This window comes from Limnohabitans sp., assembly GCF_023910625.1.
Lineage (GTDB): Bacteria > Pseudomonadota > Gammaproteobacteria > Burkholderiales > Burkholderiaceae_C > Limnohabitans_A.
In genome coordinates this window covers 1,032,171-1,056,684 of sequence record NZ_JAAVVW010000003.1, presented here as the reverse complement: position 1 = coordinate 1,056,684, position 24,514 = coordinate 1,032,171, and the positions used below count along the sequence as shown (strand labels likewise).

Annotated in this window: 25 protein-coding genes and 3 pseudogenes; 13 read left to right on the top strand and 15 right to left on the bottom strand. The window is 57.6% G+C overall.

The features are described 5' to 3' along the window. Position 1 precedes the first annotated feature (1 nt). The 8 genes and pseudogenes from HEQ17_RS08220 to yjgA all read right to left on the bottom strand — a co-directional run bounded on the left by HEQ17_RS08220 (position 2) and on the right by yjgA (position 9,260). Positions 2-1,237: an ABC transporter substrate-binding protein gene (locus HEQ17_RS08220; protein WP_296292285.1), complete on the bottom strand. Its 1,236-nt coding sequence runs from the start codon at positions 1,235-1,237 to the stop codon at positions 2-4. Then, a complete protein-coding gene (locus HEQ17_RS08215; protein ID WP_296292284.1) occupies positions 1,230-3,164 on the bottom strand; it encodes a glycosyltransferase in 1,935 nt (644 codons plus the stop codon). The genes HEQ17_RS08220 and HEQ17_RS08215 overlap by 8 nt, the downstream gene beginning before the upstream one ends. Positions 3,165-3,172: 8 nt before the next feature. Next, positions 3,173-3,628 (bottom strand): HlyD family efflux transporter periplasmic adaptor subunit, encoded by a 456-nt coding sequence (locus HEQ17_RS16015; RefSeq protein WP_366938059.1) that lies wholly within the window; start codon positions 3,626-3,628, stop codon positions 3,173-3,175. Next, a pseudogene (locus HEQ17_RS16010) lies at positions 3,612-3,665 on the bottom strand (hypothetical protein); the annotation flags it as partial. The gene HEQ17_RS16015 and the pseudogene HEQ17_RS16010, both read right to left, overlap by 17 nt. Positions 3,666-4,428: 763 nt before the next feature. Then, positions 4,429-4,947: a Crp/Fnr family transcriptional regulator gene (locus HEQ17_RS08205; RefSeq protein ID WP_296292282.1), complete on the bottom strand. Its 519-nt coding sequence runs from the start codon at positions 4,945-4,947 to the stop codon at positions 4,429-4,431. Positions 4,948-5,331: 384 nt separating this feature from the next. Next, on the bottom strand, positions 5,332-7,749 hold the full coding sequence (gene rpoD / locus HEQ17_RS08200) for an RNA polymerase sigma factor RpoD (protein ID WP_296292281.1): 2,418 nt from the start codon (positions 7,747-7,749) through the stop codon (positions 5,332-5,334). A gap of 262 nt (positions 7,750-8,011) precedes the next feature. Continuing rightward, positions 8,012-8,608, bottom strand: coding sequence for a molybdopterin adenylyltransferase (gene mog / locus HEQ17_RS08195; RefSeq protein WP_296292280.1), 597 nt, complete (start codon positions 8,606-8,608; stop codon positions 8,012-8,014). Further along, positions 8,601-9,260: a ribosome biogenesis factor YjgA gene (gene yjgA, locus HEQ17_RS08190; protein WP_296292279.1), complete on the bottom strand. Its 660-nt coding sequence runs from the start codon at positions 9,258-9,260 to the stop codon at positions 8,601-8,603. The genes mog and yjgA overlap by 8 nt, the downstream gene beginning before the upstream one ends. Positions 9,261-9,282: 22 nt before the next feature. Between yjgA and pmbA the strand changes: the two genes are divergently transcribed. Both pmbA and HEQ17_RS08180 read left to right on the top strand, forming a co-directional pair. After that, positions 9,283-10,785 carry a metalloprotease PmbA gene (pmbA, locus tag HEQ17_RS08185; protein ID WP_296293702.1) on the top strand — a complete coding sequence of 501 codons (1,503 nt, stop codon included), beginning with the start codon at positions 9,283-9,285 and terminating at the stop codon, positions 10,783-10,785. Between the two features lie 13 nt (positions 10,786-10,798). After that, on the top strand, positions 10,799-11,689 hold the full coding sequence (locus HEQ17_RS08180; RefSeq protein WP_296292278.1) for a DMT family transporter: 891 nt from the start codon (positions 10,799-10,801) through the stop codon (positions 11,687-11,689). A gap of 42 nt (positions 11,690-11,731) precedes the next feature. Here the strand turns inward: HEQ17_RS08180 and HEQ17_RS08175 are convergent, their stop codons facing one another. The 5 genes from HEQ17_RS08175 to HEQ17_RS08155 form a co-directional block, all read right to left on the bottom strand. After that, positions 11,732-12,178: a GatB/YqeY domain-containing protein gene (locus tag HEQ17_RS08175; protein WP_296292277.1), complete on the bottom strand. Its 447-nt coding sequence runs from the start codon at positions 12,176-12,178 to the stop codon at positions 11,732-11,734. A 116-nt stretch (positions 12,179-12,294) separates the two neighbouring features. After that, positions 12,295-12,507: a 30S ribosomal protein S21 gene (gene rpsU / locus HEQ17_RS08170; protein WP_019428257.1), complete on the bottom strand. Its 213-nt coding sequence runs from the start codon at positions 12,505-12,507 to the stop codon at positions 12,295-12,297. Positions 12,508-12,659: 152 nt separating this feature from the next. Then, on the bottom strand, positions 12,660-13,901 hold the full coding sequence (locus HEQ17_RS08165; protein WP_296292276.1) for an NAD(P)/FAD-dependent oxidoreductase: 1,242 nt from the start codon (positions 13,899-13,901) through the stop codon (positions 12,660-12,662). 94 nt (positions 13,902-13,995) lie between these two features. Then, positions 13,996-14,223, bottom strand: a complete 228-nt coding sequence (locus HEQ17_RS08160) for a hypothetical protein (protein ID WP_296292275.1) — start codon at positions 14,221-14,223, stop codon at positions 13,996-13,998. 255 nt (positions 14,224-14,478) lie between these two features. Beyond that, the gene (locus HEQ17_RS08155) at positions 14,479-14,781 is read right to left on the bottom strand and encodes a hypothetical protein (protein WP_296292274.1); all 303 of its coding nucleotides are present in this window, start codon (positions 14,779-14,781) and stop codon (positions 14,479-14,481) included. A gap of 165 nt (positions 14,782-14,946) precedes the next feature. On the opposite strand from HEQ17_RS08155, the gene HEQ17_RS08150 reads away from it, so the two are divergent. From HEQ17_RS08150 to HEQ17_RS08135, 4 genes are all read left to right on the top strand, one after another. After that, positions 14,947-15,195, top strand: coding sequence for a hypothetical protein (locus tag HEQ17_RS08150; RefSeq protein ID WP_296292273.1), 249 nt, complete (start codon positions 14,947-14,949; stop codon positions 15,193-15,195). Positions 15,196-15,207: 12 nt separating this feature from the next. Next, positions 15,208-15,537, top strand: coding sequence for a type II toxin-antitoxin system PemK/MazF family toxin (locus HEQ17_RS08145; protein ID WP_296292272.1), 330 nt, complete (start codon positions 15,208-15,210; stop codon positions 15,535-15,537). A gap of 346 nt (positions 15,538-15,883) precedes the next feature. Next, a complete protein-coding gene (locus tag HEQ17_RS08140; RefSeq protein WP_296292271.1) occupies positions 15,884-16,060 on the top strand; it encodes a type II toxin-antitoxin system CcdA family antitoxin in 177 nt (58 codons plus the stop codon). A gap of 8 nt (positions 16,061-16,068) precedes the next feature. Beyond that, a complete protein-coding gene (locus HEQ17_RS08135; protein WP_296292270.1) occupies positions 16,069-16,344 on the top strand; it encodes a CcdB family protein in 276 nt (91 codons plus the stop codon). Positions 16,345-16,400: 56 nt separating this feature from the next. Here HEQ17_RS08135 and cobA read toward each other — a convergent pair whose 3' ends face one another. Together cobA and ybiB are read right to left on the bottom strand one after the other, a co-directional pair. After that, a complete protein-coding gene (cobA, locus tag HEQ17_RS08130; protein WP_296292269.1) occupies positions 16,401-17,180 on the bottom strand; it encodes a uroporphyrinogen-III C-methyltransferase in 780 nt (259 codons plus the stop codon). Beyond that, the gene (ybiB, locus tag HEQ17_RS08125; protein WP_296292268.1) at positions 17,177-18,076 is read right to left on the bottom strand and encodes a DNA-binding protein YbiB; all 900 of its coding nucleotides are present in this window, start codon (positions 18,074-18,076) and stop codon (positions 17,177-17,179) included. The genes cobA and ybiB overlap by 4 nt, the downstream gene beginning before the upstream one ends. A gap of 108 nt (positions 18,077-18,184) precedes the next feature. Here ybiB and HEQ17_RS08120 point away from each other — a divergent pair. From HEQ17_RS08120 to HEQ17_RS08090, 7 genes and pseudogenes are all read left to right on the top strand, one after another. After that, positions 18,185-18,976: pseudogene (locus tag HEQ17_RS08120) on the top strand (class I SAM-dependent DNA methyltransferase); the annotation flags it as partial. 55 nt (positions 18,977-19,031) lie between these two features. After that, positions 19,032-20,069, top strand: coding sequence for an IS630 family transposase (locus HEQ17_RS08115; RefSeq protein WP_296292267.1), 1,038 nt, complete (start codon positions 19,032-19,034; stop codon positions 20,067-20,069). Positions 20,070-20,088: 19 nt separating this feature from the next. Further along, positions 20,089-20,844: pseudogene (locus HEQ17_RS08110) on the top strand (N-6 DNA methylase); the annotation flags it as partial. Beyond that, positions 20,834-22,132 (top strand): restriction endonuclease subunit S, encoded by a 1,299-nt coding sequence (locus tag HEQ17_RS08105; protein ID WP_296292266.1) that lies wholly within the window; start codon positions 20,834-20,836, stop codon positions 22,130-22,132. The pseudogene HEQ17_RS08110 and the gene HEQ17_RS08105, both read left to right, overlap by 11 nt. 1 nt (position 22,133) lies before the next feature. Beyond that, on the top strand, positions 22,134-22,895 hold the full coding sequence (locus HEQ17_RS08100) for a DUF3800 domain-containing protein (RefSeq protein ID WP_296292265.1): 762 nt from the start codon (positions 22,134-22,136) through the stop codon (positions 22,893-22,895). Between the two features lie 85 nt (positions 22,896-22,980). Beyond that, on the top strand, positions 22,981-23,202 hold the full coding sequence (locus HEQ17_RS08095; protein WP_296292264.1) for a hypothetical protein: 222 nt from the start codon (positions 22,981-22,983) through the stop codon (positions 23,200-23,202). A gap of 151 nt (positions 23,203-23,353) precedes the next feature. Continuing rightward, positions 23,354-24,502: a Fic family protein gene (locus HEQ17_RS08090; protein ID WP_296292263.1), complete on the top strand. Its 1,149-nt coding sequence runs from the start codon at positions 23,354-23,356 to the stop codon at positions 24,500-24,502. Positions 24,503-24,514: the final 12 nt, after the last annotated feature.

Genomic DNA, 24,514 nt, shown 5'->3' with positions numbered 1-24,514 from the left:
GTCAGTCTTGCGGGATCAAGTGACCGGAGGGTGTCAATTTGACAAAAAGGACTTGCGATTTGTCCAAGGCATCATGTCGGTGATTTGTGAACGGTTGGGTGTAATGCTTGACGGCGCCATTGAATGCGGGCAATTTTTCCAGGGTATCCCTGATTTTTGGGGGCGATGTGGTTTTCGCTGTGTCAATGGCCTTGGCCAGAAGATGGACCGTGTCATAAGCATGAGCTGCGCCAACGGGACTGGGAATCTCGTGCGTGCCTTTCAGGCCTTTGTTTTTCAATATCCAATCGGCAAGGTATTTGGCACGAGGGCGCTTGTTGTTGATGAAAGAGAAGGTCTGGATGAAATCGATGCGCACCATGGACAGTTCTTCATTGACCAACTCGTGCAAGGTTCCGCCCACAGCACCCCAATGCGCCACCACGGGCATGCGCATGAGCGAGTCCTGTGCCGCGATTTCTTTGACCAACATGGCACCTTCCTTTTCATTGCCAACAAACAGCAGGCCTTGGGTGCGTGATTCCAGGCAGGCCCGGTAGTGTTCCTTCAGCGATGAGTCTCCCCAGTTGTACCAACGCACCACTGGAAATCGCACGGTTCTTGAACCGGACTTTTCCTGGATCACTTTTTCTGCAGAACGACCCCAAGCCGTGTTGGGCAATATGGCGCAAGCTTGCCTAACCTTGTATTTGGAGGACAGGCGTTTTATCATTGCATCAACACCCCACTCGTCCTTGAGTGAAACACGAAACGAGTAGGACGGTTTGTAGTCGTGGTCTGTGATGGGGTCAGCCGATCCCCAGACGCTGATCATGGGGACCTGCAGTCGGTGCGCCTCGGGCAGCATCTCTACACTGATGGGACTGAATTTGCCTGTCAATACAGCCACCAAATCTTTGGTGCCAGCCAGTTGCACAAAATTGTCTTTGCCTCGGGCGGCAACTCCTTTGTTGTCGGTGGTCATGAGTTTCAGGGGTCGACCGTTGAGCACGCCGCCGTTGTTGTTGATTTCCTCCATGGCGGCCTGGATTCCCCATTCGATGGCCATGGCTGAGGTGTTGGTTTTTAGGCCATAGGCATCATCAAAGCCAATCCACACCGGTGGGAGTTGGGGATGGGTTGGGGTCTGGGCAAAAGCCTGTGCGGCGCATGCGAAGACGATGAAGGCCAGGGTCTGGGCCGCACGTCGACGTCTGTTATGGATGAACCACAGGGTTTGCAAAGGGTGTTTAGCCATGGAACGTTTTCTCCCATAAAGACGAAATTAACTGTCGGGTTGAATGGCTTGTAAGAGGCACCGTGGTGTAGCGCCCTGAAAAAAGTTTGCAAATCATGGCGTGGCGCTGTGCCTTGCTGCTGTACGCAAAAGTGGCTGCCAGATGGCCTTGGTCTTGCCGCACGGGTTGGAGCATCACGCGTCCAACGCCTTGCACCGTCAGGCTGGACATCCCTTTTTTGAAAATCCCATGGCCTGTTTGTGGCAAGGCCAATTTGCACCCATCGACGCTGGCATCGATGATCTCAACGGGGATGTTGAATTCGCCATCGTGGGCGGTGGCCGATTCAGTTATCAAAAAACGCTCTTCCTTTCTCATGCGAGGGCCTTCAAAACAGAGCAAAGCCGCCAGTCCCAGCGTGACCACGTTCAACAGGGACCAAAAGATGGCGATGGGGAAAAATTCGTCGTGCGGCACCACAGCCAGCTCCGGCACGACATTCAGCAGCAAGCCCACCAAGGTCAGTGTCATGCACAGCAAAATCATGCCCAGACTGAAAAAATCCACCTGCCGACCATGGACGGCATCCGAGCCTTTGGGGGTGACCTTGAAGGCTTTGCCAAAGGGTTTGAGGAGCGAGGCCACCACCGTCGGGCCCAACCTGAAACTGGCGAACAAGCCGACTGGCCCGGAGACCAGCGGTGAAAAATGGCCGCCGACCAGCCAACGCATGGCCAGAAATAAAGACATGAAAACAGGCAGTTGGTAAAACACCATGTCGGCTGTGTCCGTGAAGTGAAAAGGCAACCAGCCCAAAAGCAGATAGGCCAGGGGAATTGCTATTAGCATCAGGCGGACAGCGTATTGCGTGAGCCAACTGGTGGGGAAAAACAAGATTCTTTGGATGGCGCTCATGCCGGGACCCAAGGGGCCATCGCTCAGGAACAGGGACTGAATGGCCCCACGGCACCAGCGTTCGCGCTGGACGAAAAAGCCTTCGATCGATTCGCAAGCCAGGCCCATGCTCAGGCGTTCGTTGAGGTAAATCGTTTGGTAGCCCTTGCGCAACATGACCAAGGTGGTCAGCAGATCCTCGGTGATGCTTTGTGTGGGAATGCCACCGATGGCATGGACGGCTTGGCGGCGCATGATGCTGCAAGAGCCACAGCAAAATGCGGCCTGCCACGCGTCGCGTGAAGCCGCCATCTGGTCAAAAAACAAGCGCTGCTCGTCTGGGTAAATTTGCATCAGGCCCAGGTTGGTCTGGATCGGGTCCTTGTTGTAGAAGTGTTGGGGCGTCTGAACAATGCCAATCGCCGGGTCGCTGAAAAAGCCCAGGGTGCGCCGAATGAAGTTCTTGGAGGGCACAAAGTCCGCATCAAAAACGGCAATGAACTGGCCCTTGGCATGCGCCAATGCGTGGTTCATGTTGCCGGCCTTGGCGTGTGCGTTGTCGGCCCGAGTCAGGTAACGCACGCCCGTCTCTTCGCAAAATGTGCGCAACCAATCGCGCTTGCTGTCGTCCAGCACCCAGACTGTTTTGTGCGGGTAGTCCACGGCGGCTGCAGCGACGATGGTTTTTTCCAGAACGTCCAATGGCTCGTTGTAAGTGGGAATGAAGATGTCCACTTCGGGCAAGGGGCTGGGCATCTGGTGTTGGTCGGCTTGCTGGCTTCGGGTGTTGGTTCGGCTCATGATCAACAAAAAGACGGCCACTTCGATGAAGGCCAATATTTCAACGCCCCAAACTCCCCATATCCAGGACTGAGCCCATGCACTGTTGTCGCTTTCGGGCCACACGGTGCTGAACAAACGCCATGACAGGTATTGCACGCACAGCACAACGGGTATCAGGCACACCATTTGTCTGATCCTGAGGTTGGTTCGCTGTGCATCCCAGACCAGCAGAAAGAAAACCGTGACCAGCAACAAGGGGATGTATGCCATGTGCGGGGTCACACGAGAAATGAGCTGACCCGGCTCAGCCAGACCGAGGGCCGCCATTCGCGGGGCACTTTGACATCCACTTTGCGGCCTGCAAAGCACAAATTTTCCTGCGGTTTGTCCAGGTCAGCCGCATTGATCTTGACGAATATTCGGGCGTCTTTTTTTTCAGGCTGCAGTTGTGCGACCAAGGTCGTATCTTGCAAGTTGTTGCCACTGCCCGTGACAGCCTGGATGTGTCCTGTCAGCCATGCGGTGCTGCCAATCAGGCGGTACTGCACCGGTTTGCCGATTTGGAAAGATTCCAGCGAGGATTCCGGAACGGCCACATCGAGAAACAGGTGGTCGCAGGTGATCACATGGGCCAGATCCGTGCCGATCACGACTTCGGTGCCGTTGCTGCCGAACTTGCGCCACAAAACCCCTTTGTTGGGTGCATTCAGGAACACCTCACGAGATACGGCCATGTTGTCCCGCTCCTTGTCGATCTGCAATTGAATATCCGCGCTGCGTTGCTCGTTTTCGCGCAAACGGGCTGCAACGTCTGTGATTTGCAGCCGCACGTCATCGAGCCGCTGCTGTGTGTAGGGCACGTCGTTGCGTCCTTCTCCAAGGTAGACAAAGCGCTGAACCGCTTGCTTTTCGGTTTCCAGCAGCCGGATGCGGGCCTGGAAAATGTCGAGCCGGCTTTGCGTGACCTCCAGGGCGTATTGCGCCGCCTCGTTTTGGGCCGAGGAGATGAAGTTTTCCTTCACCAAAAGTGCATTGCGCTGCGCCAGCATTTGCTGCTCCCGGATCAGGCTTTCCTGGGCTTTTTTCTCAGATTTGGCTTGGGCCAGTTGGTCTTCCAGTCGGAGAAATTCGTGCGTGCGATGGATGGCGACCCGGTTTTGCAACTCTTTTTGCAACTGCTGCAGATTTTTGAGGTGCTGCTGCAGGCCCAGGCTTCTTTCGGCCAGGGTTTTTTGCTCCACCTCCATCTCATTGACGGCACTTTCCTTGAATCGGGTGTTGCTGATTCTGACCAATTCCTCCCCTTGCTCGATGGGCTGGCCGGGCATTTTCGAAAATCCGTCCAAAGTACCCTCTATGGGCGACTTGACCACCACATAGTGCGTGTTCACGATGGCGTTGATGCTCTGAAAGCTGGCCATCGCCGGCACCAGGACCACGGCAGCAATGAGGACGATGACAATGCCCAGGGCACGTTTGGAGTTTTTCAATGAGGTGAACATGCCGATGGTCCGAAGTCTTGGGTTCTTGCTTTTCAATGTTGTTTGGCCGGGTGCATCACCCGATAGCATTCACAGGCCCTGACCTCCAGCTTGGGGCGGTCCAGGATTTGCAATTGCCCCCGTGTGACTTCGATCAAGCCTTCGTGGCTCAATTTGCCTGCGGTCAGAGTGACCGACTCCCGCCGAATGCCCAGTGTGTCGGCGATTTCTTGATGAGTGATTTGAAGCGTTTGCCCTTGGGTTTTGTCCAGGGTGTTCATGATCCAGCGAATGATCTGTTGCTCATTGCTGTGTTTGCTGCTGCAGACGGTGGGCATGGCGATTTGCAAGATCATTTGCCGCGTGGTCGCCATCCAGATTTTCAGGAATGCGCTGTCCAGGGCCAGCTCAGACTGGAAAACACTCAAGGGCAACTTGTAGGCAAATCCCGCAAACTTCACACGTGCCCGGCTGAAGTTCTGGTTGCCGCCCATGACGCCGCTGCCGACCATGCCTTCTTTGCCGATCAAGACAATGTCGGCCGACGAACCATCCGAGATGTCAATTTGCATCGCAATGATGGCGCTCACCGGGAAAAAGACAAATTGAATAATTTCGTGGGGCCGGAAGATCAACTGACCTGCTTCCAGGCATACCAGTTGGAAAGACTGAAGCAATTTGTCATATTTCTCGGCATCAAATTGCTTAATCATCAGATTGTTGGTTGGATTTAACATTTTTACAACTTTATGTGGATATTGATGATTATTTTAATCAAAAGATCAATTTTTAATGTTCGGTAGCGTACAAAAAGGAAAAAACGACCTTTCCCGCTTCGAATGGGATCAGTCCATGGCCGTTGGACGGTTATTGAGCGGTGTTCAGGGCCAAATGGGCAAAAAAAAGCCCCCCGACTTCGCAGCCGGGAGGCTTTGCCGCATGCAGGGCAGGGTGTTTTACATCGTGTCGATGAAACTGCGAAGTTTGTCGCTGCGGCTGGGGTGCTTGAGCTTGCGCAGCGCCTTGGCTTCGATCTGGCGGATGCGTTCGCGGGTCACGTCGAACTGCTTGCCCACTTCTTCCAGGGTGTGGTCGGTGGACATCTCGATGCCAAAACGCATGCGCAGCACTTTGGCTTCGCGTGGGGTCAGGCTGTCCAGGATGTCCTTGACCACGTCGCGCAGACCCGCTTGTAAGGCCGCATCCATGGGGGCGGTGTGGGTGTTGTCTTCGATGAAGTCGCCCAAGTGGCTGTCGTCGTCGTCACCGATCGGCGTCTCCATGGAGATCGGCTCCTTGGCGATCTTCATGATCTTGCGGATTTTGTCTTCCGGGATCTCCATTTTTTCGGCCAGGATCGAGGCGTCGGGCTCGAAGCCGAACTCCTGCAGGTGCTGGCGTGAGATGCGGTTCATCTTGTTGATCGTCTCGATCATGTGCACCGGAATGCGGATCGTACGGGCCTGGTCCGCGATGGAGCGGGTGATGGCCTGGCGGATCCACCAGGTGGCGTAGGTTGAAAACTTGTAGCCCCGGCGGTATTCGAATTTGTCGACCGCCTTCATCAGGCCGATGTTGCCTTCCTGGATCAAGTCGAGGAACTGCAAACCACGGTTGGTGTACTTCTTGGCGATGGAGATGACCAGGCGCAAGTTGGCCTCGATCATCTCTTTCTTGGCGTCGCGTGACGAGCGCTCGCCGGCGTTCATGCGCTTGTTGATGTCTTTCAGTTCATCGAGCGGCACCACCACTTGCGATTGCAAGTCCATCAGTTTTTGTTGCAGGTCCTGCACAGGCGGGATGTTGCGGCCCATGACAGCGCTCCAGCTCTTGCCCGCAGCAGCTTGTTTTTCGATCCACTTGAGGTTGAGTAAATTGGAAGCCACGCGCTTGCCGTTTTTATCACGGCCACTGAACTCGGCGATGAACAGCTCTTGCGGGTAGCCACATTTGTCGACAATGATGCGGCGCAGTTCGCGCTCTTTCTTGCGCACGTCGTCCACCTGACCGCGCACCATGTCGCAGAGTTTCTCGATGGTCTTGGCGGTGAATCGGATGGTCATCAGCTCTTCGGACAGGGTTGATTGCACCTTGATGTAAGACGGAGTCCCCCAGCCTTCCTTGAGGTAAGCCTTGTGCACTTTATCGAAGTAAACGGTGATGCGGTCAAAGCGTTCCAGGGCCTGATTTTTCAGTTCTTCGAGCTTCTTGGTCAGGGCTTTGGAGCCGCCTTTGCCGTCGTCGTCGTCGGCTTCGTCGAATTCGTCGAAGTCTTCTTCGGCCACGTAGTCGTCGGCTTCGTTCAGGTTGGCGAAACCGTCCACCACGGTGGAGATGACGATTTTTCCTTCGCGGATTTCGTTGGCCAGGCGCAGGATCTCGGCGATGGTGGCCGGTGATGCGCTGATCGCGGCCATCATGTCCATCAAACCGCCTTCGATGCGCTTGGCGATTTCGATCTCGCCTTCACGGGTCAGCAACTCTACCGTGCCCATCTCGCGCATGTACATGCGCACGGGGTCGGTGGTGCGGCCGAATTCGCTGTCCACGGTGGAGAGGGCGGCTTCAGCGGCTTCCTCGGCTTCTTCTTCGGTTGAGCCGGAGGGCGCATTGTCGGTGATGATCAGGCTTTCGGCGTCGGGCGTTTGCTCGTACACCGCCACACCCAGGTCATTCAATGTGGCAATCACCACTTCCAAGGTTTCGGCATCGACCAGCTTGTCGGGCAGGTGGTCGCTGATTTCGCCGTTGGTCAGGTAGCCACGGGTTTTGCCCAGCTTGATCAGCGCTTTCAGACGGTCACGGCGCTGCTTCATTTCGGCTTCGGTCAGGACGGTTTCGTCCAGGCCGAATTCTTTCATCAAGGCGCGTTCTTTGGCCTTGCTGATCTTCATGCGCAGGGGTTTGGCTTTTTCGGCGGTCTCGGATCCGGCTTCGACGACCGGCTCTGCTTCGAGCTCGTCTTCGAGCTCCGCCAATTCGTCTTCAAGGCTGGGGGGGGCGATGCTGCCTTTTTTCTTGGGGCCTCGTTTGGCACCGGTCACAACTTTTTTGGCCGCGGGTTTGTTGTCTTGTGCCGGGACAGCGGTTTTGGCTGCTTTGGCAATGGGTTTTTTCTCGGTCAATTCGGTTTTCTTGGCGGGCACGGAGACGGCTTTCTTCACAGGCTTGGCAGCGTTTGCCGGGGTCGCCGTTGCTTTGACCTTGCTGGGGACTGCTTTGGCTGCTGGTTTCGCTGCCGGTTTGGCAGGCACTTTGGCAGGCACTTTGGCCTTGGCGACGGGCGCGGCGGCTTTTTTTGCAACAGCGGGCTTGGCAACGGGTTTGGCTTTGGCAGCGGCCTGGGCGGGCTTCTTCGGCTTTTGAGCGGGCATGGAACAACCTCAAGACATCAAAACAGACAAGGAAACGGAACCAGTCAGCGCCAAATACATCCCGGCGCGGGCGTGGGTTGAGACACAGACGAACAACCTGCTGGGGCGTTCAATCTGCTATGGCAAGATGTGGGGCGAACATTTGGTGTGCAGTCCTTGCGGAACGGTGACCGGCCCACATGGGGACATTGCGCTATTGGCGTTGGTCGGGCCGGAGGTGCTGCTGTCGCTCTTGCCGAAACTTGGATTATACCCAAACACGTCAGCGTGCTGGCTGGATGGCGGTCTTGGGGCGAAAGGCTTTGCACACCTCGCCCTTGGTTTCCATGTACGGGCCGCCAATCAAATCCACGCAATAAGGCACCGCCGCAAAAATGCCGTGCACCACGGCTTTGCCATCGGCGTCTTTCAGACCTTCCAGCGTTTCGGCAATCGATTTGGGCTGCCCGGGCAGGTTGATGATCAGGCTTTGGCCCCGGATCACGGCCACCTGGCGCGACAGGATGGCGGTGGGCACAAATTTCAGGCTGATCTGGCGCATTTGCTCGCCAAAGCCAGGCATTTCCTTGTCGGCCACGGCCAGCGTGGCTTCGGGCGTCACGTCGCGCAGGGCAGGGCCGGTGCCGCCGGTGGTCAGCACCAAGCTGCAACCGGCATCGACCAACTCGATCAGGGTGGCACTGATGCGGTCTTTTACGTCGGGGATCAGGCGCGGCTCAAACGTGATGGGGTTGTGCAGCGCACGGGTCAACCAGTCTTGCAATGCAGGCAAGCCTTTGTCTTCGTACACACCGGTGCTGGCCCGGTCGCTGATGGACACGATGCCGATCTTGATCGGGTCAAACTGGGATTCACTCATCTTCGGTGTCCTCGTCGGGGGTGTGGTCACTTTCGCCGCCGGTGAGCACGCTGCGCACCAGCTTGAACAGTTCGCGGTAAGCGCGGCCTTGGCGGGGGGCCAAGCCTTGTGAAACGGCTGCGTTGCTCACGGGCACCGCGTCCTTGCGTGCTTGGCGCACCAAGGCGCGCAGCTGCTGCATGTCGGTTTGAGGGTGGTGCGCGATCCATTCGCCCACGGCCTCGTCATTGGCGATCAGGCGGTCGCGCCAGGCTTCGGCCAGGTGCAGGGCTTGGGTGTCCTTGGCACTGCCCAGGCGCTGGATGTCCAGGGCCTCGCGCACGGTCTGCAAGATTTCAGGGCTGAGCAGGCGCATTTGCTTGCCAATGAACTGCATTTGGCGGCGCTTGCCTTCAAAGTTGGTGATGCGCTTGGCTTCGGCCAGGCCATCCACCAGTTTGTCAGGCAGGGCCAGGCCCTCCATCAGGTCTTTGCGCAAAGTCAGCAGATCGGTGCCAAGGTCTTGCAATTCGGTGCTTTCACGCTTGAGTTCGGTGCGGCTGGGGCCATCTAGGCCGCCTTTGAGCTCGCGCTTGTACTCCAGGTCCAGCTCGCTGCCTTCGGCAACAAATTGACCGCGCACGAAGTAGCCTTTTTTGGGTTTACGGGACATGAATGGGGGAACTCGTTTTCAGATGCAACGCTGGGGCTGGGTGGCAAGTATCATAGCGGCCACTGCGGGCCTGGTGCCCGCCATTTTTTTCGAGACCCTCCTCGTGAATATTTCTGTGAAAAGCGCCGTGAAAAAAAACGCCCCTGCCCCCGCCTCCCATGCACACGCCCACGACGGCTTCAGCTACTCGCGTGATCATTTTGAGGGGTTGGTCGACATCGCCCTGCACCACGCCAAAAAACTGGGGGCCACCAACGCGGGGGCCGAAGCGTCGGAAGGTTGCGGCCTGTCGGTCAGTGTGCGCAAAGGCGAGCTGGAAAACGTGGAGCGCAACCGCGACAAATCGCTGGGTGTGACGGTCTATGTGAAGCACCGCCGGGGCAATGCCAGCACTTCGGATTTTTCCAAAGCCGCGATCGAGCGCACGGTGCAAGCAGCTTTCGACATTGCCCGCTTCACGGCCGAAGACCCCACGGCCGGTTTGCCCGACGAAGCCGACATTGAAACGAACCACCGCGACCTGGACTTGTTTCACCCGTGGTCCATCAACAGCGAAGAAGCCGCCCGCATCGCCTTGCAATGCGAGGCCGCTGCCCTCAAAACCAGCCGCCGCATCACCAACAGCGACGGCGCTGCCGTGTCGGCCCAGCAAAGCCATTTCTTCAGCGCCCACACGCACGGTTTTCGCGGCGGTTATGCCAGCTCGCGCCACAGCGTTTCGGTGGCCCCGATTGCCAAGCTGCCCGGGCGCAATGCCGAGATGCAGCGCGACGCTTGGTACACCTCGATGCGCTCAGCCGAAGAGTTGGCCTCGGTCGAGGCTGTGGGCCGCTATGCCGCCGAACGCGCCTTGTCGCGTTTGGGGGCCCGCAAGATTGCCACCACCGAATGCCCCGTGTTGTTCGAGTCGCCCGTGGCCGCTGGCTTGCTGGGTGGTTTTGTGCAGGCCGTGAGCGGCGGGGCGTTGTACCGCAAGAGCAGCTTTTTGCTGGACTCTTTGGGCAAAAAGGTGTTTCCCAAGCACATCGACATCGAAGAAGACCCGTTTGTGCTGCGCGGCAAAGGCAGCTCGCCTTTTGACGACGAAGGTGTGCGCTCGGTGCGCCGCAAAGTGGTCAAAGGCGGACGGGTGGAGGGCTATTTCCTCTCCAGCTATTCGGCCCGCAAGTTGGGCATGAAGACCACCGGCAATGCGGGTGGCTCGCACAACTTGGCCATGACGTCTCGCCTGACCCAAGCGGGCGACGACCTGAACGCCATGATCCAAAAGCTGGGCACCGGCCTGTTTGTGACGGAGTTGATGGGCCAAGGCGTGAACTACGTGACAGGCGACTATTCACGCGGGGCCAGCGGCTTTTGGGTGGAGAACGGCCAGATCGCCTACCCGGTGCACGAGATCACCATCGCGGGCAACCTCAAAGACATGTTTCTGGGCATCGAGGCGGTGGGCTCGGATGCTTACAACATGGGTGCCAAATCCACAGGCTCTATCTTGGTCAACCGCATGAAGTTGGCGGGCAGCTAAGGCCTGCTGCGCTGTGCAGGCAGAACTTTTGGCGGCGCTGGCCGCTTTGTCTTGGGCGGTGGGCAGTTTGTTTTCTGCCGCCGCTTCAAGCCGCATGGGCGCGTTTGCGTTCACCCGCTGGCGCTTGTTTTTTGCCCTGACCTTGCTGTGGGCCTTGGCCGCGTTCACCGGGCAGTGGCGCAGCCTCGATGGCGCGAGCGTGGGCTTGCTGGCTTTGTCCGGCTTGATTGGTATCTTCATTGGCGATACGGCCCTGTTTGCCTGCATGAACCGGCTGGGGCCACGCCGCAGTGGCGTGCTGTTTGCCACGCACGCCATTTTTTCGACCATGCTGGCTTGGTTGATTCTGGGGGAGACCCTGTGGGGCTGGACTTTGGTGGGCGGCAGCTTGTTGGTCTCGGGCGTGATGGTGGCGATTGTGTGGGGCCGCCGCGAAAGCGAAACCCATGTTTGGGAAAACACCCAAGGGTCTTTGTGGACGGGTATTTTGCTGGGGTTGCTGGCCGCCGCCAGCCATTCGGCCGCGACCTTGATGATCAAGCCTTTGATGGTGGCAGGGGTGGACGCGGTGTCTGCTTCGGCCGTGCGCACATCGGCCAGTTTTCTGGCGCACTTGGCGCTGCTGTGGGCAGGGGCCAAAGTGGCACGGCTGCAAAACCCGTTGAACCCCAAAACCTTGTTCAATACGGCGGCCAGTGCGGTGGTGGCGATGGCCTTGGGCATGACGCTGGTGTCTCAGGCCCTGAAAACGGGGCAGGCCAATTTGGTGGGAATTTTCTCGTCGCTCACCCCGATCTTATTGCTGCCGCTGCTGTGGGTGATTTACCGTCGCCACCCCGCTTGGGGGGCTTGGGCTGGGGCGGTGATGGCGGTGGCCGGGGCGGCTTTGATCTTGCAAGCCTGAAGCCCTGACTCCAAGCTTTGTAGGAGCGGTCTGCGACCGCGATCAGCCCGCCAGCGCCGCCTTCACAGCAGCAGACACCTGACCCATGTCGGCCTTGCCAGCCAATTGGGCTTTGACCGCACCCATCACTTTGCCCATGTCTCCCGGCCCCTTGGCACCGAGCTCTGCCACGATAGCCTGCACGGCCGCAGTGACTTCTTCGGCCGACATGCGGGCTGGCAGGTAGCCCACCAAGACAGCCATTTCGGCCTTTTCCTTGTCGGCCAGGTCTTGACGGGCGGCTTGCTCAAAGGCGGCGATCGAGTCTTTGCGCTGCTTGATGAGTTTGTCCACGATGGCCACCACGGCGACATCGTCCAGTTCGATCCGCTCGTCCACTTCTTTTTGCTTCAAGGCCGACAGCAGCAAGCGGATGGTGCCCAGGCGCTCAGCGTCTTTGGCGCGCATGGCGTTTTTCATGTCTTCGGTGATTTGTTCTTTCAGGCTCATGAGAGGCTCCTGCAACGGGGTTTCAACAAAAAAGGAAATCAAGAAAAAACAAAGCCCGCCTGAGCGTCCTCCAGCGGGCTTGTTTGCAGACCTTGACGGTCGTACAAATCAGAAGATCAATACATCTTCTTGGGCAGCTGCATGCTGCGCACGCGCTTGTAATGACGCTTGACGGCAGCCGACTTTTTGCGCTTGCGCTCAGTGGTGGGCTTTTCGTAGAACTCGCGGGCACGCAGGTCGGTCAGCAGGCCGAGTTTTTCGATGGTGCGCTTGAAGCGACGCAGGGCAACGTCAAACGGCTCGTTTTCTTTCACGCGGATGGTGGTCATTGAATCAAAGTTTCCAAAAATGTGCCGACTGCGGTAGCAAGGGAGATCGGGCCCTTGAAACCCAGTTTCGGCGGATCCCCATCATGAACTGGTATTTGGCAGACGGGGGGTTGCCAGTAAAGCCTGCGATTATAGCCATGAAATTCAGTTGTTCAGCCCCCGCTGGTGCGAGGTTGAGGGCCTCGTTGGTTGGCCAGTGCTGTAGCGCACGCATGACCGCTGGCCCAGGCCCATTGGAAGTTGTAGCCGCCCAGCCAGCCCGTCACATCCACCACTTCGCCAATGAAGTACAGGCCCGATTGTTTGGATTCCATGGTTTGCGAAGACAGGTCTCGCGTGTCCACGCCGCCCAGGGTGACTTCGGCTTTTTTGTAGCCTTCGCTGCCAGTTGGCGTGAGCGTCCAGTTCGACAGCGCCTCGGCCAACTGGTTCAGGGCTTTGTCTGGCACCTCGGCGGATGTGCGTTGCAAGGCCGGGACCTGGCTGACCCAGGCCTCGGCCAGGCGACTGGGCACCAGGGTGGCCAATTCGTTGCCCAACAGTTTCTTGGACCGTGACTTGGCGTCTTGCAGGCGGACTGGCAGGTTGACCTCGGGGGCCAGATTCAGTCGAATGGGCATGCCTGGCAGCCAATAGCTCGAAATTTGCAGCACCCCTGGGCCTGACAAACCCCGGTGGGTGAACAGCAGGTCTTCGTCGAAGTGCATGCGTATTTTCTTCTCGCCTGTGCTGATGCCCACGGGCAAAGCCAGTCCGGCCAATTGCGCATAAGGTGCCCAGGCGGCGCCGTCAAAAGTCAAAGGCACCAGGCCGGCCCGGCGTTCCACCAGGCGCAGGCCGAACTGCGTGGCCAATTCGTAGCCCCAGCCAGTGGCCCCGATCTTGGGGATGGACAAGCCGCCTGTGGCCACGACCAACGCTCGCGATTGCAATGGGCCTTGTGAGGTGTCCAATTCGTAGCCGCCATCTGCCAAGTGCCGCACAGCTTGCACGCTGCAGCCCATTTTCAGGGTCACACCCCCCGCTTCACATTCGGCCAGCAGCATGCGGATGATGTCTTCGGCCGAGTGGTCGCAAAACAGTTGGCCCTTGTGCTTTTCGTGAAAAGCGATGCCGTGCTTTTGCACCAAATTAATAAAGTCTTGTGGGGTGTAGCGTGACAGGGCCGAGCGGCAAAATTGCGGGTTTTGGCCGATGAAGTGCTTTTGTGGGGCGGATGCGTCGAGCAAGCGGTTGGTGAAATTGCAACGCCCTCCGCCCGAGATGCGGATTTTTTCGGCGATCTTGTCGCTGTGGTCCAGCACCAGCACCTTCAAGCCGCGCTGGCCTGCCACGCCTGCGCAAAACAAACCGGCCGCTCCGGCGCCGACGATCACAACATCCCATGTACTCATGGGGTGTGAGTTTAGTGGGTCAGGTCTTCAGGCCTGACATGGTCTGAGAGCGCGCAGTGTTCAAAGTTGGCACTGTTGTCGGTGGGCGAGTGCCTTAATCCGTGCGGAGCATCACGCCCACCAATTGCCTTACCAGCCGCTGATCGCGTTTGCTCAAACTGGCCATGTCAGAAAAAAGCGCCAACTCCTGTTTGTCAAATGCTGTTGGCGTTGTTTGCTCCATCAGCCGCGTGGAGTCACCAAAGCTCAGCCAGTCAGACGTGACCCCCAGCATCCCGGCCAGCACCACCAACTTTTCTTGGGTGGGAATGGCATCGCCCATAAGCCACTTGCGGCAAATGCTCAGGTGCACTCGCGGTCCGGAAAACCGTGCGTTGAACTCCACCGCCAGCGCCGACGGGCTGGTGCTGCGCCCAGATTTCTGGAGGGTTTCGCTGAGTCTTTGCGCAAAGCTTTGATGGGCTTCTTGCTTGTGAAAGGGAGCTGGCGCAGGTATACAGGGATTTGTGACTTCTGGTTATCGCAGGGCTGCGACAAGGTATCAAGTCAGCATAAGAATTCGTGCAACATATTTATCCTAAATCCGGCAGTTTCCTGCCATTTGACCGTTTACACAAAATGCCGTACACCCTCGACTTTGGCGGACATCAAGCATGCCTTCGATTATCCCGATCCTTATTGCAACAGAACCGCTATCGACCCAGGAGCTGTACACACCCGTGGTGGCCAAGAACTCGGAGAAGAAGGTCAACTGTGCATTCGGTGTGGCGCTGGCACCATGGTCCCACTTCACATGAATTCGCCCGCCCGGCGTATCCACGACCATGGCCTCCAGTGCCTGCGTTTGGACAGCAAGTTGACGCCTTTTTGCTTCACCCATTTGGTGACTCCAAAAAATCCATTGAAATTGGCGTCTAGTCTAGCTTGCAGCCGGTTTACGCAATGTCAACTGTCGGGAATAGGGTGAATTCGAGTTCACTCGGCGAGTGCTCTATACTGTGTTCCATGTTCAGTAATACTGCGCTCTATGTCAGGAGTCTCCGCCATGCCTTCCACCACACTTCGAGCGTCGTACACCATCGCAGCCCCGATCCTGCAGCGCTTCAATGCGGCCGTGCCGCATGGCGAGCGCAGCCGCGTCATGGAAGGGCTCATGATGCAAGCCTTGGCCACACGCGAAGCGGAGCTGGAGCGCATCGCAGAGGCCTACATGACCGATCCGGCGTTTGCCGAGTGCCGTGATGATGAAAAACGCTGGGATGTCACCGTGGGTGATGGTCTGGACAACCTCTAACCCAGCAGCACCATGGATTTCGAACGCGGGCACATCTTTCGGGTCAACCTCGAACCCACACAAGGCAGTGAGCAACAAGGTACAGCGCGGCCATGTGTCATTTTGTCGATCACACCACTCAATGCCAAGTTACGCCAAGTGGGCGTTGTGCCCCTTTCGACATCGGCGCGAGCGCTGCCGCCGGTGGTGGTGGCGGTACCTTCCGCCGGCGTTTCATCGGTCGCCCTGTGTCATCAGTTGCGCACCATAGACAAGGCGCGCATCGGCAAGCACCTCGGTGAAGTGTCTGCGGCCGACTTGACGGCCATTGAAAACGCGGTGCGTCAGGTGTACGCCCTGTGACCCTGCTCGTGACCCAGGCCACAAGCGGCGCTCGGCAACGGCTTGGGGTGATTGATGCGTAGTGCAACACATCGCTTGGTGCACTCCACTGGCTCCCGCCATCCAAGTGAAGGGCGTCGGCCACGCCTTGCATGACGCAGTAGCCATGCATGCCGTACCTGATCCGGCATTCATGGATTCCCGCTTGCGCAGGAATGACGCCAAAAAAAGCTGCTACGGCCAGCGGCCCGAGTGACTGACATGCGCATAAAATGCGCACAAAAGGAGTGATCCATGCCAAATCTTGAGGGTGCCACCAAAAAACCTGTCAACCTTTCTCTGAACGAAGCGCTGGTGCAGGAGTCTCGTGCGCGCGTATTGTGGCAACCTGTCAGCCAAGGTTGAAGAAATGTTGCAGGCCTATGTGGTTTCTGAGCGTCAATTACGGCAACAACACCGCCAGCAGGCGCAGCAAGCGGTGGTCAGTTGGAACGCCTTGTACGAAGCGGAGGGCTCTTATGCCGACGCGCATTCCACCCTTTAAGACAGGTCATGCCCCAGTACGACGTGCATTTGAACCCAGGTCCCATGCGAGCCACGGTGCCCATGGTGGGGGTGGTTCAGTCGGCTCTATTTGAAGGCTACAGGCGGCGTGTGGTGGTGCCGCTGGTTTTGCGATCGGCCTTGCCAGTCAGTGCCAAAGTGGCAGGCACGCGCATGAACCCGGTGTTCAAAATCAAAGGCCAGATGCTTGTGCTGCACCCGCTGGACATGGTGTCTGTCGCCTGTGAGCAATTCGGCCCATGTGTGGGCAGTCTGGCAGACTAGGGCCAAGTGATTGCAGATGCGCTCGATGAATTGTTGACACGCAGTTGGGGCTGAATTCAGGCCGCTCTCTGCGAGCTTTGAGTCTGCGCTGCCCAAGCCCGTGCACCCTGCACCACATCGCCCACCACGATGATGCTGGGGCTTTCCAGCTGTTCGCGTTGTGCGGTGTGCACCAGTTCACCCAGCGTGGTCAGGGCCTGGCGCTGAGTGGGCAAGCTGGCGTTTTGCACCACTGCCACAGGCGTTTGGGCAGGCAAGTTGCAGAGCAAGCCTTGGCCGATGTGCTCCAGGCTGCTCACGCCCATGTAAATGACCAGCGTCAGTTTGGCCTGCCGAGCGGTGGCCGCCAGCTGCGCCCAATCGGTTCCGGTATCGCCGGGTTTGGCATGGCCCGTCACAAACACCACGCCGTGCGCGTGCTCGCGGTGCGTCAGCGGCGCACCTAAGCTGCTCATGCCTGCCAGGCCCGAGGTGATGCCATTGACCACCTCGACGTCGATGCCTGCTGTGCGCAGATGCTCGACTTCTTCACCGCCCCGACCAAAGATGAAAGGATCGCCGCCTTTGAGGCGCACCACCTGCTCGCCTTCTTGCACGGCGGTGATCATCAGTTTGTCGATGAAGGCCTGCGGCGTGCTCTTGCAGCCACCGCGCTTGCCCACATGCACGATGCGGGCGTTGGGCGAGGCGTGTTCGAGCACGTCGTCGTTGACCAGGTCGTCGACCAACAGCAAGGTGGCATGGGCAATCGCTTTGACGGCTTTGAGGGTCAGCAGTTCAGGGTCACCCGGGCCTGCGCCGACCAAGGTGCAGCGGCCTGAGGTGGGAGTGTTCATGGCTTGACCTCTTGCAGGATGTGTTGGACTTGCAGCGCTAACGCCAGCGGCACGGGCAATTCGCCGCGTAAAACGCGCTGGATGTAAGCCGCCGTGGCCGCAGCGTCTGGACTGGGCAGGTCGGGCACTTGCAACAGGGCGCCTTCTTGTGGGGTCTGCACGCGCCGCGTGTGCCCGTCTTTGAACACATCCATTGCAGGCGTGCGCCGCGCATCGGCCACGCTCTCGCCTTCGGTGCCGCGCAGCAGCAGGGCGTGCTGGCCGGTCAGGGCAAAGGTGGCCGACATGGACAGCAAATATTCGGGGTGGGTGTAGCTGCTCACCACCAGGGCTGGACCATCGCAAGGGTTCATGAGCTTGACCAAGCTGTGCCCGGGGTTGCGCAGGCCCACCACGCGGCGCACCGAAAGCAGGCGCTCCAGCCCCGCGTTTAAAACGCCCGTGGGCACAAACACCACTTCGCCGGCATTCACTTGCGGCGAGGGGCCAGAAGCAGCCATGCCCAACTCGGCCAGTACCGCTTGGCTGCTCACCCGCTTGTCTTCGGTGGCCGTGCCGTGCATGACCACCGCCACGCCTTCGCGCGCCAGCAGCAGGGCCAGCAAGGGCGTGAGCACTGGCAGCTTGCGAGCGCCGTTGTAGCTGGGCAGCACCACGGTGGGTGCTTGGCCTGTGCCGACTTTGTTCAGGCGTGTATGTGTGGCGTCTAAAAAGCCGGCCATTTCCTCAGCAGTCTCGCCCTTGATGCGCATGGCGATGCAAAACGCGCCCAGCTCCAGATCGCTGACCTGCTGGTCCAAGATCATGCCCATCAGGTCAGCCGATTGCGCGCGGCCGAGCGCACGCGCACCGTCTTTGCCGCGTCCGATGTCCTTGATGTAGTGGTCGATTCCCATGACAAGAATTGTGGCGGATTCCATCTAACCGTTCGTTATATGTGTATGCCCAGGCCGGAGTGCCTCAAAGATTGTTATTCTTCTGGGTGTAACCAAATTCACTACAAAATGCTCGACGACATCAAAAAGACCCTCTGGGCATCGGCCGACAAACTGCGCGCCAACATGGACGCCGCCGAATACAAGCACTTGGTGCTGGGCCTCATCTTCGTCAAATACATCTCTGATGCCTTTGTGGCCCGTCAGTCTGAGCTGAAGCTGCGCTTGCGCGACCCCGCCGATGAACTCTTTTATAGTGACGCCGCTGACGAAGACATTGCCGCCGAGCTGGAGGACCGCGACTACTACACCAGCGAAAACGTGTTTTGGGTGCCCGAGGGTGCCCGCTGGGAAGCGCTGCGTGCCGCCGCGCCTCAGCCCGACATTGGCAAACGCATCGACGACGCGCTGAGCCTGATCGAAGCCGACAACCCCAAGCTCAAAGGCATCCTCGACAAACGCTTTGCCCGCGCCCAACTGCCCGACGGCAAGCTGGGCGAGCTGGTCAACCTGATCTCCACCATCGGCTTTGGTGACGACCCCTCCAAGGCCCGCGACATTTTGGGCCAGGTGTACGAATATTTCTTGGGCATGTTTGCAAGCGCCGAAGGCAAGCGGGGCGGGCAGTTCTACACGCCCGCCAGCATTGTCAAAACACTGGTGGCGGTGCTCTCGCCCAGCAAGGGCCAGATTTATGACCCCTGCTGCGGGTCGAGCGGCATGTTCGTGCAGTCTGAAAAGTTCATCGAGGACCACGGCGGCAAGCTGGGCGATGTGTCCATCTACGGCCAAGAGGCCAACCCCACCACCTGGCGCTTGGCGGCCATGAACCTGGTCATTCGGGGCATGGACTACAACCTATAGATTCGGCCCATTGAAGTCTTGAATTCCAGGTGATTGACCCCATGTTCAGATCATGGAAAAAGAAGACGCAAGATACCAAACACTGGAGCAACTGCACGAGCGGCGCAAGCAAGTCATTCGGTTGCACAAGAAGGGCATCAAGGTGATGCAAATTGTGGCGATGACTGGACTGAGTCATCCGACAGTGCGATCAACGATTGATCTGTTCGAGGCCGGCGGTTGGGCAAACGTGCGGCCTACTCCTCGCGGACGGATTAAAGGCGACGGACGCGTGCTCAGCTCAGCCCAAGAAGATGCCATCCAGCGCATGATCATCGACAAACGACCTGAGCAGTTGAAGATGGACTTCAGCCTTTGGAGTCGAGCTGCGGTGGGGCAACTCATTGAGCAAGAATTTGGCATCAAGCTGCAGGTGCGCAGCATTGGCAAGTACCTCGCGCGCTGGGGTTTTACGCCGCAAAAGCCGATCAAACGCGCCTACGAACAAAGCCCGGCTGCTGTGCAGGCCTGGCTTGAGGGTGAATACCCCGCCATAGAGCAGCGCGCCAGAGCTGAAGGGGGCGAAATTCACTGGGGTGATGAGACCGCACTGGTCAACACTGATGTGCGCGGCAGGAGCTATGCCCCTGCAGGCAAAACACCCGTGACCATGGCGGTGGGTGGCACGCGCCAAAAGCTGTCGATGATTGCCACGGTGACCAATCAGGGCAAGACAAGGTGGATGATCATTGATGAGGCATTTGATGCAGAAAAGCTGATTGAGTTTTTGCAGGCCTTGATCAAAGATGCGAGCAAAAAGGTCTTCCTGATCCTGGACAACTTGCGCGTGCACCACAGCAAACTGGTCAAGGCGTGGGTAGCTGAGCGCAAAGAACAGATCGAGCTTTTTTACCTGCCCAGCTACAGCCCGCAACTGAACCCAGAAGAGCGGCTGAACGCGGACTTGAAGCAGGAGATGGGCAAGCGCGTTCCAGTGCGAACCAAAGCCAAATTACGCGAAGCTGCCAACGAACATATGTTGATGTTGGAGAAAACACCCGCGCGGGTTATTGGCTACTTCCAGGACCGTCGGGTTCGATATGCTGCTTAAACTTCAAAGGGCCGGAGCAATAGGCAAAGAACCCGCCGACACCTTCACCCGCAATCAACACCCCGACCTGCGTGCCGACTTTTGTCTGGCCAACCCACCCTTCAACATCAGCGAATGGTGGCACCCCAGCCTGGACGGCGACGCCCGCTGGGTCTATGGCACGCCGCCGCAAGGCAACGCCAACTACGCCTGGTTGCAGCACATCCTGCACCACCTCAAGCCCACAGGCAGGGCGGGCATTGTGCTGGCCAACGGCTCAATGAGTTCCAGCCAAAACAGCGAAGGCCAAATCCGCGCCGCGATGGTGGACGCCGACGTGGTCGAGGTCATGGTGGCCCTGCCGGGCCAACTGTTCTTCAACACACAAATTCCCGCGTGCTTGTGGTTCTTGGCCAAGCAGAAAAAGCGCAAAGGCGAAGTGCTGTTCATCGACGCTCGCAAACAAGCCACCATGATCAGCCGCGTGCAAAGTGAGCTGACCGACGAAGTGATCGAGCGCATCAGCCAAACCGTGGCCGCGTGGCGATCAGGGACTGACGACTACCAAGACAATGCAGGCTTTTGCCGCAGCGTGCCCCTGGCCGAGATTGCACAACACGGTCATATGCTGACACCCGGCCGATACGTGGGTGCGGAAGAAGTGGAAGACGACGACGAAGCCTTTGCCGACAAGATGCAAACGCTCACTGCCAAACTGGGCGAGCAAATGGCCAAAGGCGCAGAGCTGGACGCGCTGATCCGCCAGAAGCTGGGGGGGCTGGGGTATGAGTTCTGAGTGGCCGATAGAAAAACTGGGCGACCTCACGATCAATCTTGATACCAAGCGGAAACCTGTTAAGGAGGCTGACAGAAAGCCTGGTCCGTACCCCTATTACGGCGCTTCCGGAATAGTTGATTATGTTGATGGTTACATCTTCGATGGTGAGCATTTGCTCATTGCTGAGGATGGTGAAAACTTGCGGACACGACATACCCCAATTGCGTTTCGAGCATGCGGTCAATTTTGGGTCAATAACCACGCGCACATCGTTGTGGGTAATGAACGAGCCAGTACGCGATATTTGGAATACGCAGTATTGGCATCAGATATCACCTCGTATCTGACGGGTGCGGTGATGCCCAAGTTGACCCAGGGCAATATGAATCGCATAGAGGTTCCATGTCCACCCCGTGATGTGCAGGATCAGATCGTTGGCGTTCTCGGCAGTCTCGACGACCGCATCACCCTCCTGCGCGAAACCAACACCACTCTCGAAGCCATCGCCCAAGCCCTGTTCAAGTCCTGGTTCGTGGACTTCGACCCCGTCCATGCCAAGATGCAAGGCCGCGCCCCCGAAGGCATGGACGAAGCCACCGCCGCCCTGTTCCCCGACAGCTTTGAAGAGTCGGAGTTGGGGGCTGTGCCGAAGGGATGGAAACTCGTTCCGTTTGGTCAATTGCTGAGCCACACGATTGGTGGCGATTGGGGCAGTGATGTGGCCGACGAAAAGAATGACACCCGTGTAGCCATCATTCGCGGAACAGACATTCCTGATTTGCAGACCAATGCCAGCAGCCGAGTGCCAGTTCGCTACACCTCACAGAAAAAGTTGGCGGTTCGAAAGCTGGAAGACGGTGACCTTTTGTTAGAGGTGTCCGGTGGTAGCAAAGATCAACCGACGGGTCGCTCGTTGTTTATCTCTGCGGCTTTGCTGAGTCAATTTGATTGTCCCGTTGAGCCAGCGAGTTTTTGTCGTTTATTGCGTCCCATGAACAAAGAAGTCGGCGTGCTACTGGCTCAACACCTGACATTTATCTATGCTCAAGGTAAAACGTGGGAGTACCAAAACCAAAGCACGGGAATTGCCAATTTCCAGACAACGCATTTCCTAGAAACTGAATTGGTGGCATGTCCACCTGACGATGTTTTGAGTGCATTTGTGGAGACTGTCCGACCACTGCTTGCTCGTTCACATCTGACGCAAATTCAAGTGTTGGTATCGCTTCGTGACACCTTGCTCCCCCGCCTAATTTCTGGCCAGTTGAGAATCTCCGAGGCGCAGAATGAAATGGAAAACGTGTGACATGACCGCCAAACCATTCAGCAACTATCTGGTGTTCGTTGATGAAAGCGGCAGCCCGTCCATGGGGCGGATTGACCCGGATTTTCCCTTGCTGGTGTTGGCTTTCATGATCGTGCGCAAGGACGAATACGCGCAGCAGGTTGTTCCTGCGGTTCAGGCGTTCAAGTTTCAGCACTTTGGGCATGATCAGGTCATCTTGCATGAGCGAGACATTCGCCGCGATTTGGGGCCATTTTCTTTCCTCAAGACCCGTGCTCTGAAGCAAGCCTTTCTGGATGAGCTGACGGTCATTGTTGAAAAGGTGCCGTTTCATCTGGTGTCGGTGGTGATTCGCAAAGATGCCCTGCAAAAGCGTTATAACCAGCCAGAAAACCCCTATCACCTGGCATTGCAATATGGTTTGGAGCGCATCAGTGCTTTTCTGCAGTCTCAGGGTGAATGGCAAGCTGGGTCAAACGCGAACCCTAAAGTGCATTTGGTGGTGGAGCAACGCGGACGCAATGAGGACGACGAATTGGAACTGGAGTTTCGCCGTATTTGTGATCGTGGCAACTACAACCAGGAGTCGTTCGCGTTTGAGGTGGTGTTTGCCGACAAGCAATCGAACTCATCGGGTTTGCAGTTGGCCGATTTGATGGCGAGGCCCATGGGCATGTCCGTGCTCAAACCTGAGCAAGCCAATCGTGCGGTGGATGTGATCAAGCGCAAGCTGGTTCAGGTCAATGGCCGTGCTGCAGGGTGGGGCTCGAAAGTATTTCCGTGAGCACAAAAACAAAGGCCCCCGACAACCGCCGGAGGCCAATGCCGACCGAGAATCCCCAGTCCGTGCGCAAATTATTGCATAAAAAATGAAAAAACCACTCAGCAAACTCGAACGCGTCCCACTGCGCGAAGCCTGGAAGCACGAAGCCAACGACTTCACGCCCTGGCTGGCCGAAGAGGACAATCTCAACACGCATGGCCGATGCGCCGGGTTTGGCAGACCTGGAGCTGGTGGCCGCCGAGCATTGGGTGGGGTGAGTTTGATGGGCCAGATCCTCACCTACGCAGAGGGCATGGGGGCCAAGTGATTTAGGCGCAGGCTTGACGGGACAGCTCCGGAGGAATGATGGCTGGGTGGGTGATCGCCATCCGTTTTCAAATTAAAGCCGGCTTTAAAAGCATTGACTGTTATTAAAGAATTCTTTAATATCTTTTCTCTGTATTTAAAAAACTCTATTTATGAAGCGCATCACTGGTACTTATGTCGTATCAACGACCTTGGGTGAGCCCGTGAGTGCGTTTGTTCCGCATGCACTGCCCCCTGCGGAGCCGGCACTCGCTGATTCAGTTTGGGCCACACACAATGATGCGGCGGTCATGGCTTTGCAGCGCCTGTCAGCGGTGGCTGGACTGGTGCCTTCCGTGGACTGGTTGCTTTACAGCGCCATTCGCCAAGAGGCGTTGATGACATCGCAAATCGAGGGCACTCAGGCCACCTTGGTTGATTTGTTTGACGAAGAGGCAGGCCTTGCAATCAGCAACACAGACGATGTGGAAGAGGTGACCAACTACTTGCAGGCGTTTCAGTGGGTGCAAACTCAGCTGAGAAGTCAGCAGGGCTTACCCATCAGTGTGCGGCTGCTCAGCGAGGCGCATCTCCGCTTGCTGGATGGCGTTCGCGGTTCAGGCAAGCAGCCCGGTGAGCTGCGAAAGTCGCAAAACTGGATTGGTGGCACTCGGCCGGGCAATGCAGTGTTTGTGCCGCCGCCCGCCGATCAAGTGCCCGCTTTGTTGGGTGATCTGGAGCGGTTTATTCATGCAGAACAAACAGCGTTGCCTGCCTTGGTGCGCGTGGCTTTGGTGCATGCTCAGTTTGAAACCATCCACCCATACCTCGATGGAAATGGCCGTATTGGGCGTTTGTTGATTGCCGCGTTATTGGAGCATTGGCAGTTGTTGCCTGAGCCCTTGATGTACTTGAGTGGTTACCTCAAGCAGCACCAGTCAGAGTATTACCGCCGTTTGTCGGCCATCCGTACGGATGGTGATTGGGAGGGATGGGTGCAGTTTTTCCTGGAAGCGGTGCAAAACGCCGCTGCACAGTCAGAACGCGCCGTGGTGGCACTGGCCAGCTTGGTCGCCAATGACCGTCGGCGTTTGTTGGCACACCCCAGAGCCAATGCCGTGAGTTACCGCTTGTTTGAACTGCTGCCCACGATGCCACGCCTGTCTGTGGATCGGGTGTGCGAGGCGGTGCAGACCACGTTTCCAACGGCAAATACAGCGATCAAGCTACTGGAAGAATTGGGCATATTGACCGAGCTGACGGGTCAAAAAAAGAACCGTACTTTCAGTTACGCGGCTTACATCCAATTGCTCAGTCAATAAGTCAGCAGAGTG

Bases quoted from the DNA above. Each gene is read 5' to 3' on its own strand.
- HEQ17_RS08220 (WP_296292285.1), bottom strand. From the start codon at position 1,237: ATGGCTAAACACCCTTTGCAAACCCTGTGGTTCATCCATAACAGACGT.
- HEQ17_RS08215 (WP_296292284.1), bottom strand. From the start codon at position 3,164: ATGGCATACATCCCCTTGTTGCTGGTCACGGTTTTCTTTCTGCTGGTC.
- HEQ17_RS16015 (WP_366938059.1), bottom strand. From the start codon at position 3,628: ATGGCCGTATCTCGTGAGGTGTTCCTGAATGCACCCAACAAAGGGGTT.
- HEQ17_RS08205 (WP_296292282.1), bottom strand. From the start codon at position 4,947: ATGCAAATTGACATCTCGGATGGTTCGTCGGCCGACATTGTCTTGATC.
- rpoD (WP_296292281.1), bottom strand. From the start codon at position 7,749: ATGCCCGCTCAAAAGCCGAAGAAGCCCGCCCAGGCCGCTGCCAAAGCC.
- mog (WP_296292280.1), bottom strand. From the start codon at position 8,608: ATGAGTGAATCCCAGTTTGACCCGATCAAGATCGGCATCGTGTCCATC.
- yjgA (WP_296292279.1), bottom strand. From the start codon at position 9,260: ATGTCCCGTAAACCCAAAAAAGGCTACTTCGTGCGCGGTCAATTTGTT.
- pmbA (WP_296293702.1), top strand. From the start codon at position 9,283: ATGCAACGCTGGGGCTGGGTGGCAAGTATCATAGCGGCCACTGCGGGC.
- HEQ17_RS08175 (WP_296292277.1), bottom strand. From the start codon at position 12,178: ATGAGCCTGAAAGAACAAATCACCGAAGACATGAAAAACGCCATGCGC.
- rpsU (WP_019428257.1), bottom strand. From the start codon at position 12,507: ATGACCACCATCCGCGTGAAAGAAAACGAGCCGTTTGACGTTGCCCTG.
- HEQ17_RS08165 (WP_296292276.1), bottom strand. From the start codon at position 13,901: ATGAGTACATGGGATGTTGTGATCGTCGGCGCCGGAGCGGCCGGTTTG.
- HEQ17_RS08160 (WP_296292275.1), bottom strand. From the start codon at position 14,223: ATGGGCGATGCCATTCCCACCCAAGAAAAGTTGGTGGTGCTGGCCGGG.
- HEQ17_RS08155 (WP_296292274.1), bottom strand. From the start codon at position 14,781: ATGGGTGAAGCAAAAAGGCGTCAACTTGCTGTCCAAACGCAGGCACTG.
- HEQ17_RS08150 (WP_296292273.1), top strand. From the start codon at position 14,947: ATGCCTTCCACCACACTTCGAGCGTCGTACACCATCGCAGCCCCGATC.
- HEQ17_RS08145 (WP_296292272.1), top strand. From the start codon at position 15,208: ATGGATTTCGAACGCGGGCACATCTTTCGGGTCAACCTCGAACCCACA.
- HEQ17_RS08135 (WP_296292270.1), top strand. From the start codon at position 16,069: ATGCCCCAGTACGACGTGCATTTGAACCCAGGTCCCATGCGAGCCACG.
- cobA (WP_296292269.1), bottom strand. From the start codon at position 17,180: ATGAACACTCCCACCTCAGGCCGCTGCACCTTGGTCGGCGCAGGCCCG.
- ybiB (WP_296292268.1), bottom strand. From the start codon at position 18,076: ATGGGAATCGACCACTACATCAAGGACATCGGACGCGGCAAAGACGGT.
- HEQ17_RS08115 (WP_296292267.1), top strand. From the start codon at position 19,032: ATGGAAAAAGAAGACGCAAGATACCAAACACTGGAGCAACTGCACGAG.
- HEQ17_RS08105 (WP_296292266.1), top strand. From the start codon at position 20,834: ATGAGTTCTGAGTGGCCGATAGAAAAACTGGGCGACCTCACGATCAAT.
- HEQ17_RS08100 (WP_296292265.1), top strand. From the start codon at position 22,134: ATGACCGCCAAACCATTCAGCAACTATCTGGTGTTCGTTGATGAAAGC.
- HEQ17_RS08095 (WP_296292264.1), top strand. From the start codon at position 22,981: ATGAAAAAACCACTCAGCAAACTCGAACGCGTCCCACTGCGCGAAGCC.
- HEQ17_RS08090 (WP_296292263.1), top strand. From the start codon at position 23,354: ATGAAGCGCATCACTGGTACTTATGTCGTATCAACGACCTTGGGTGAG.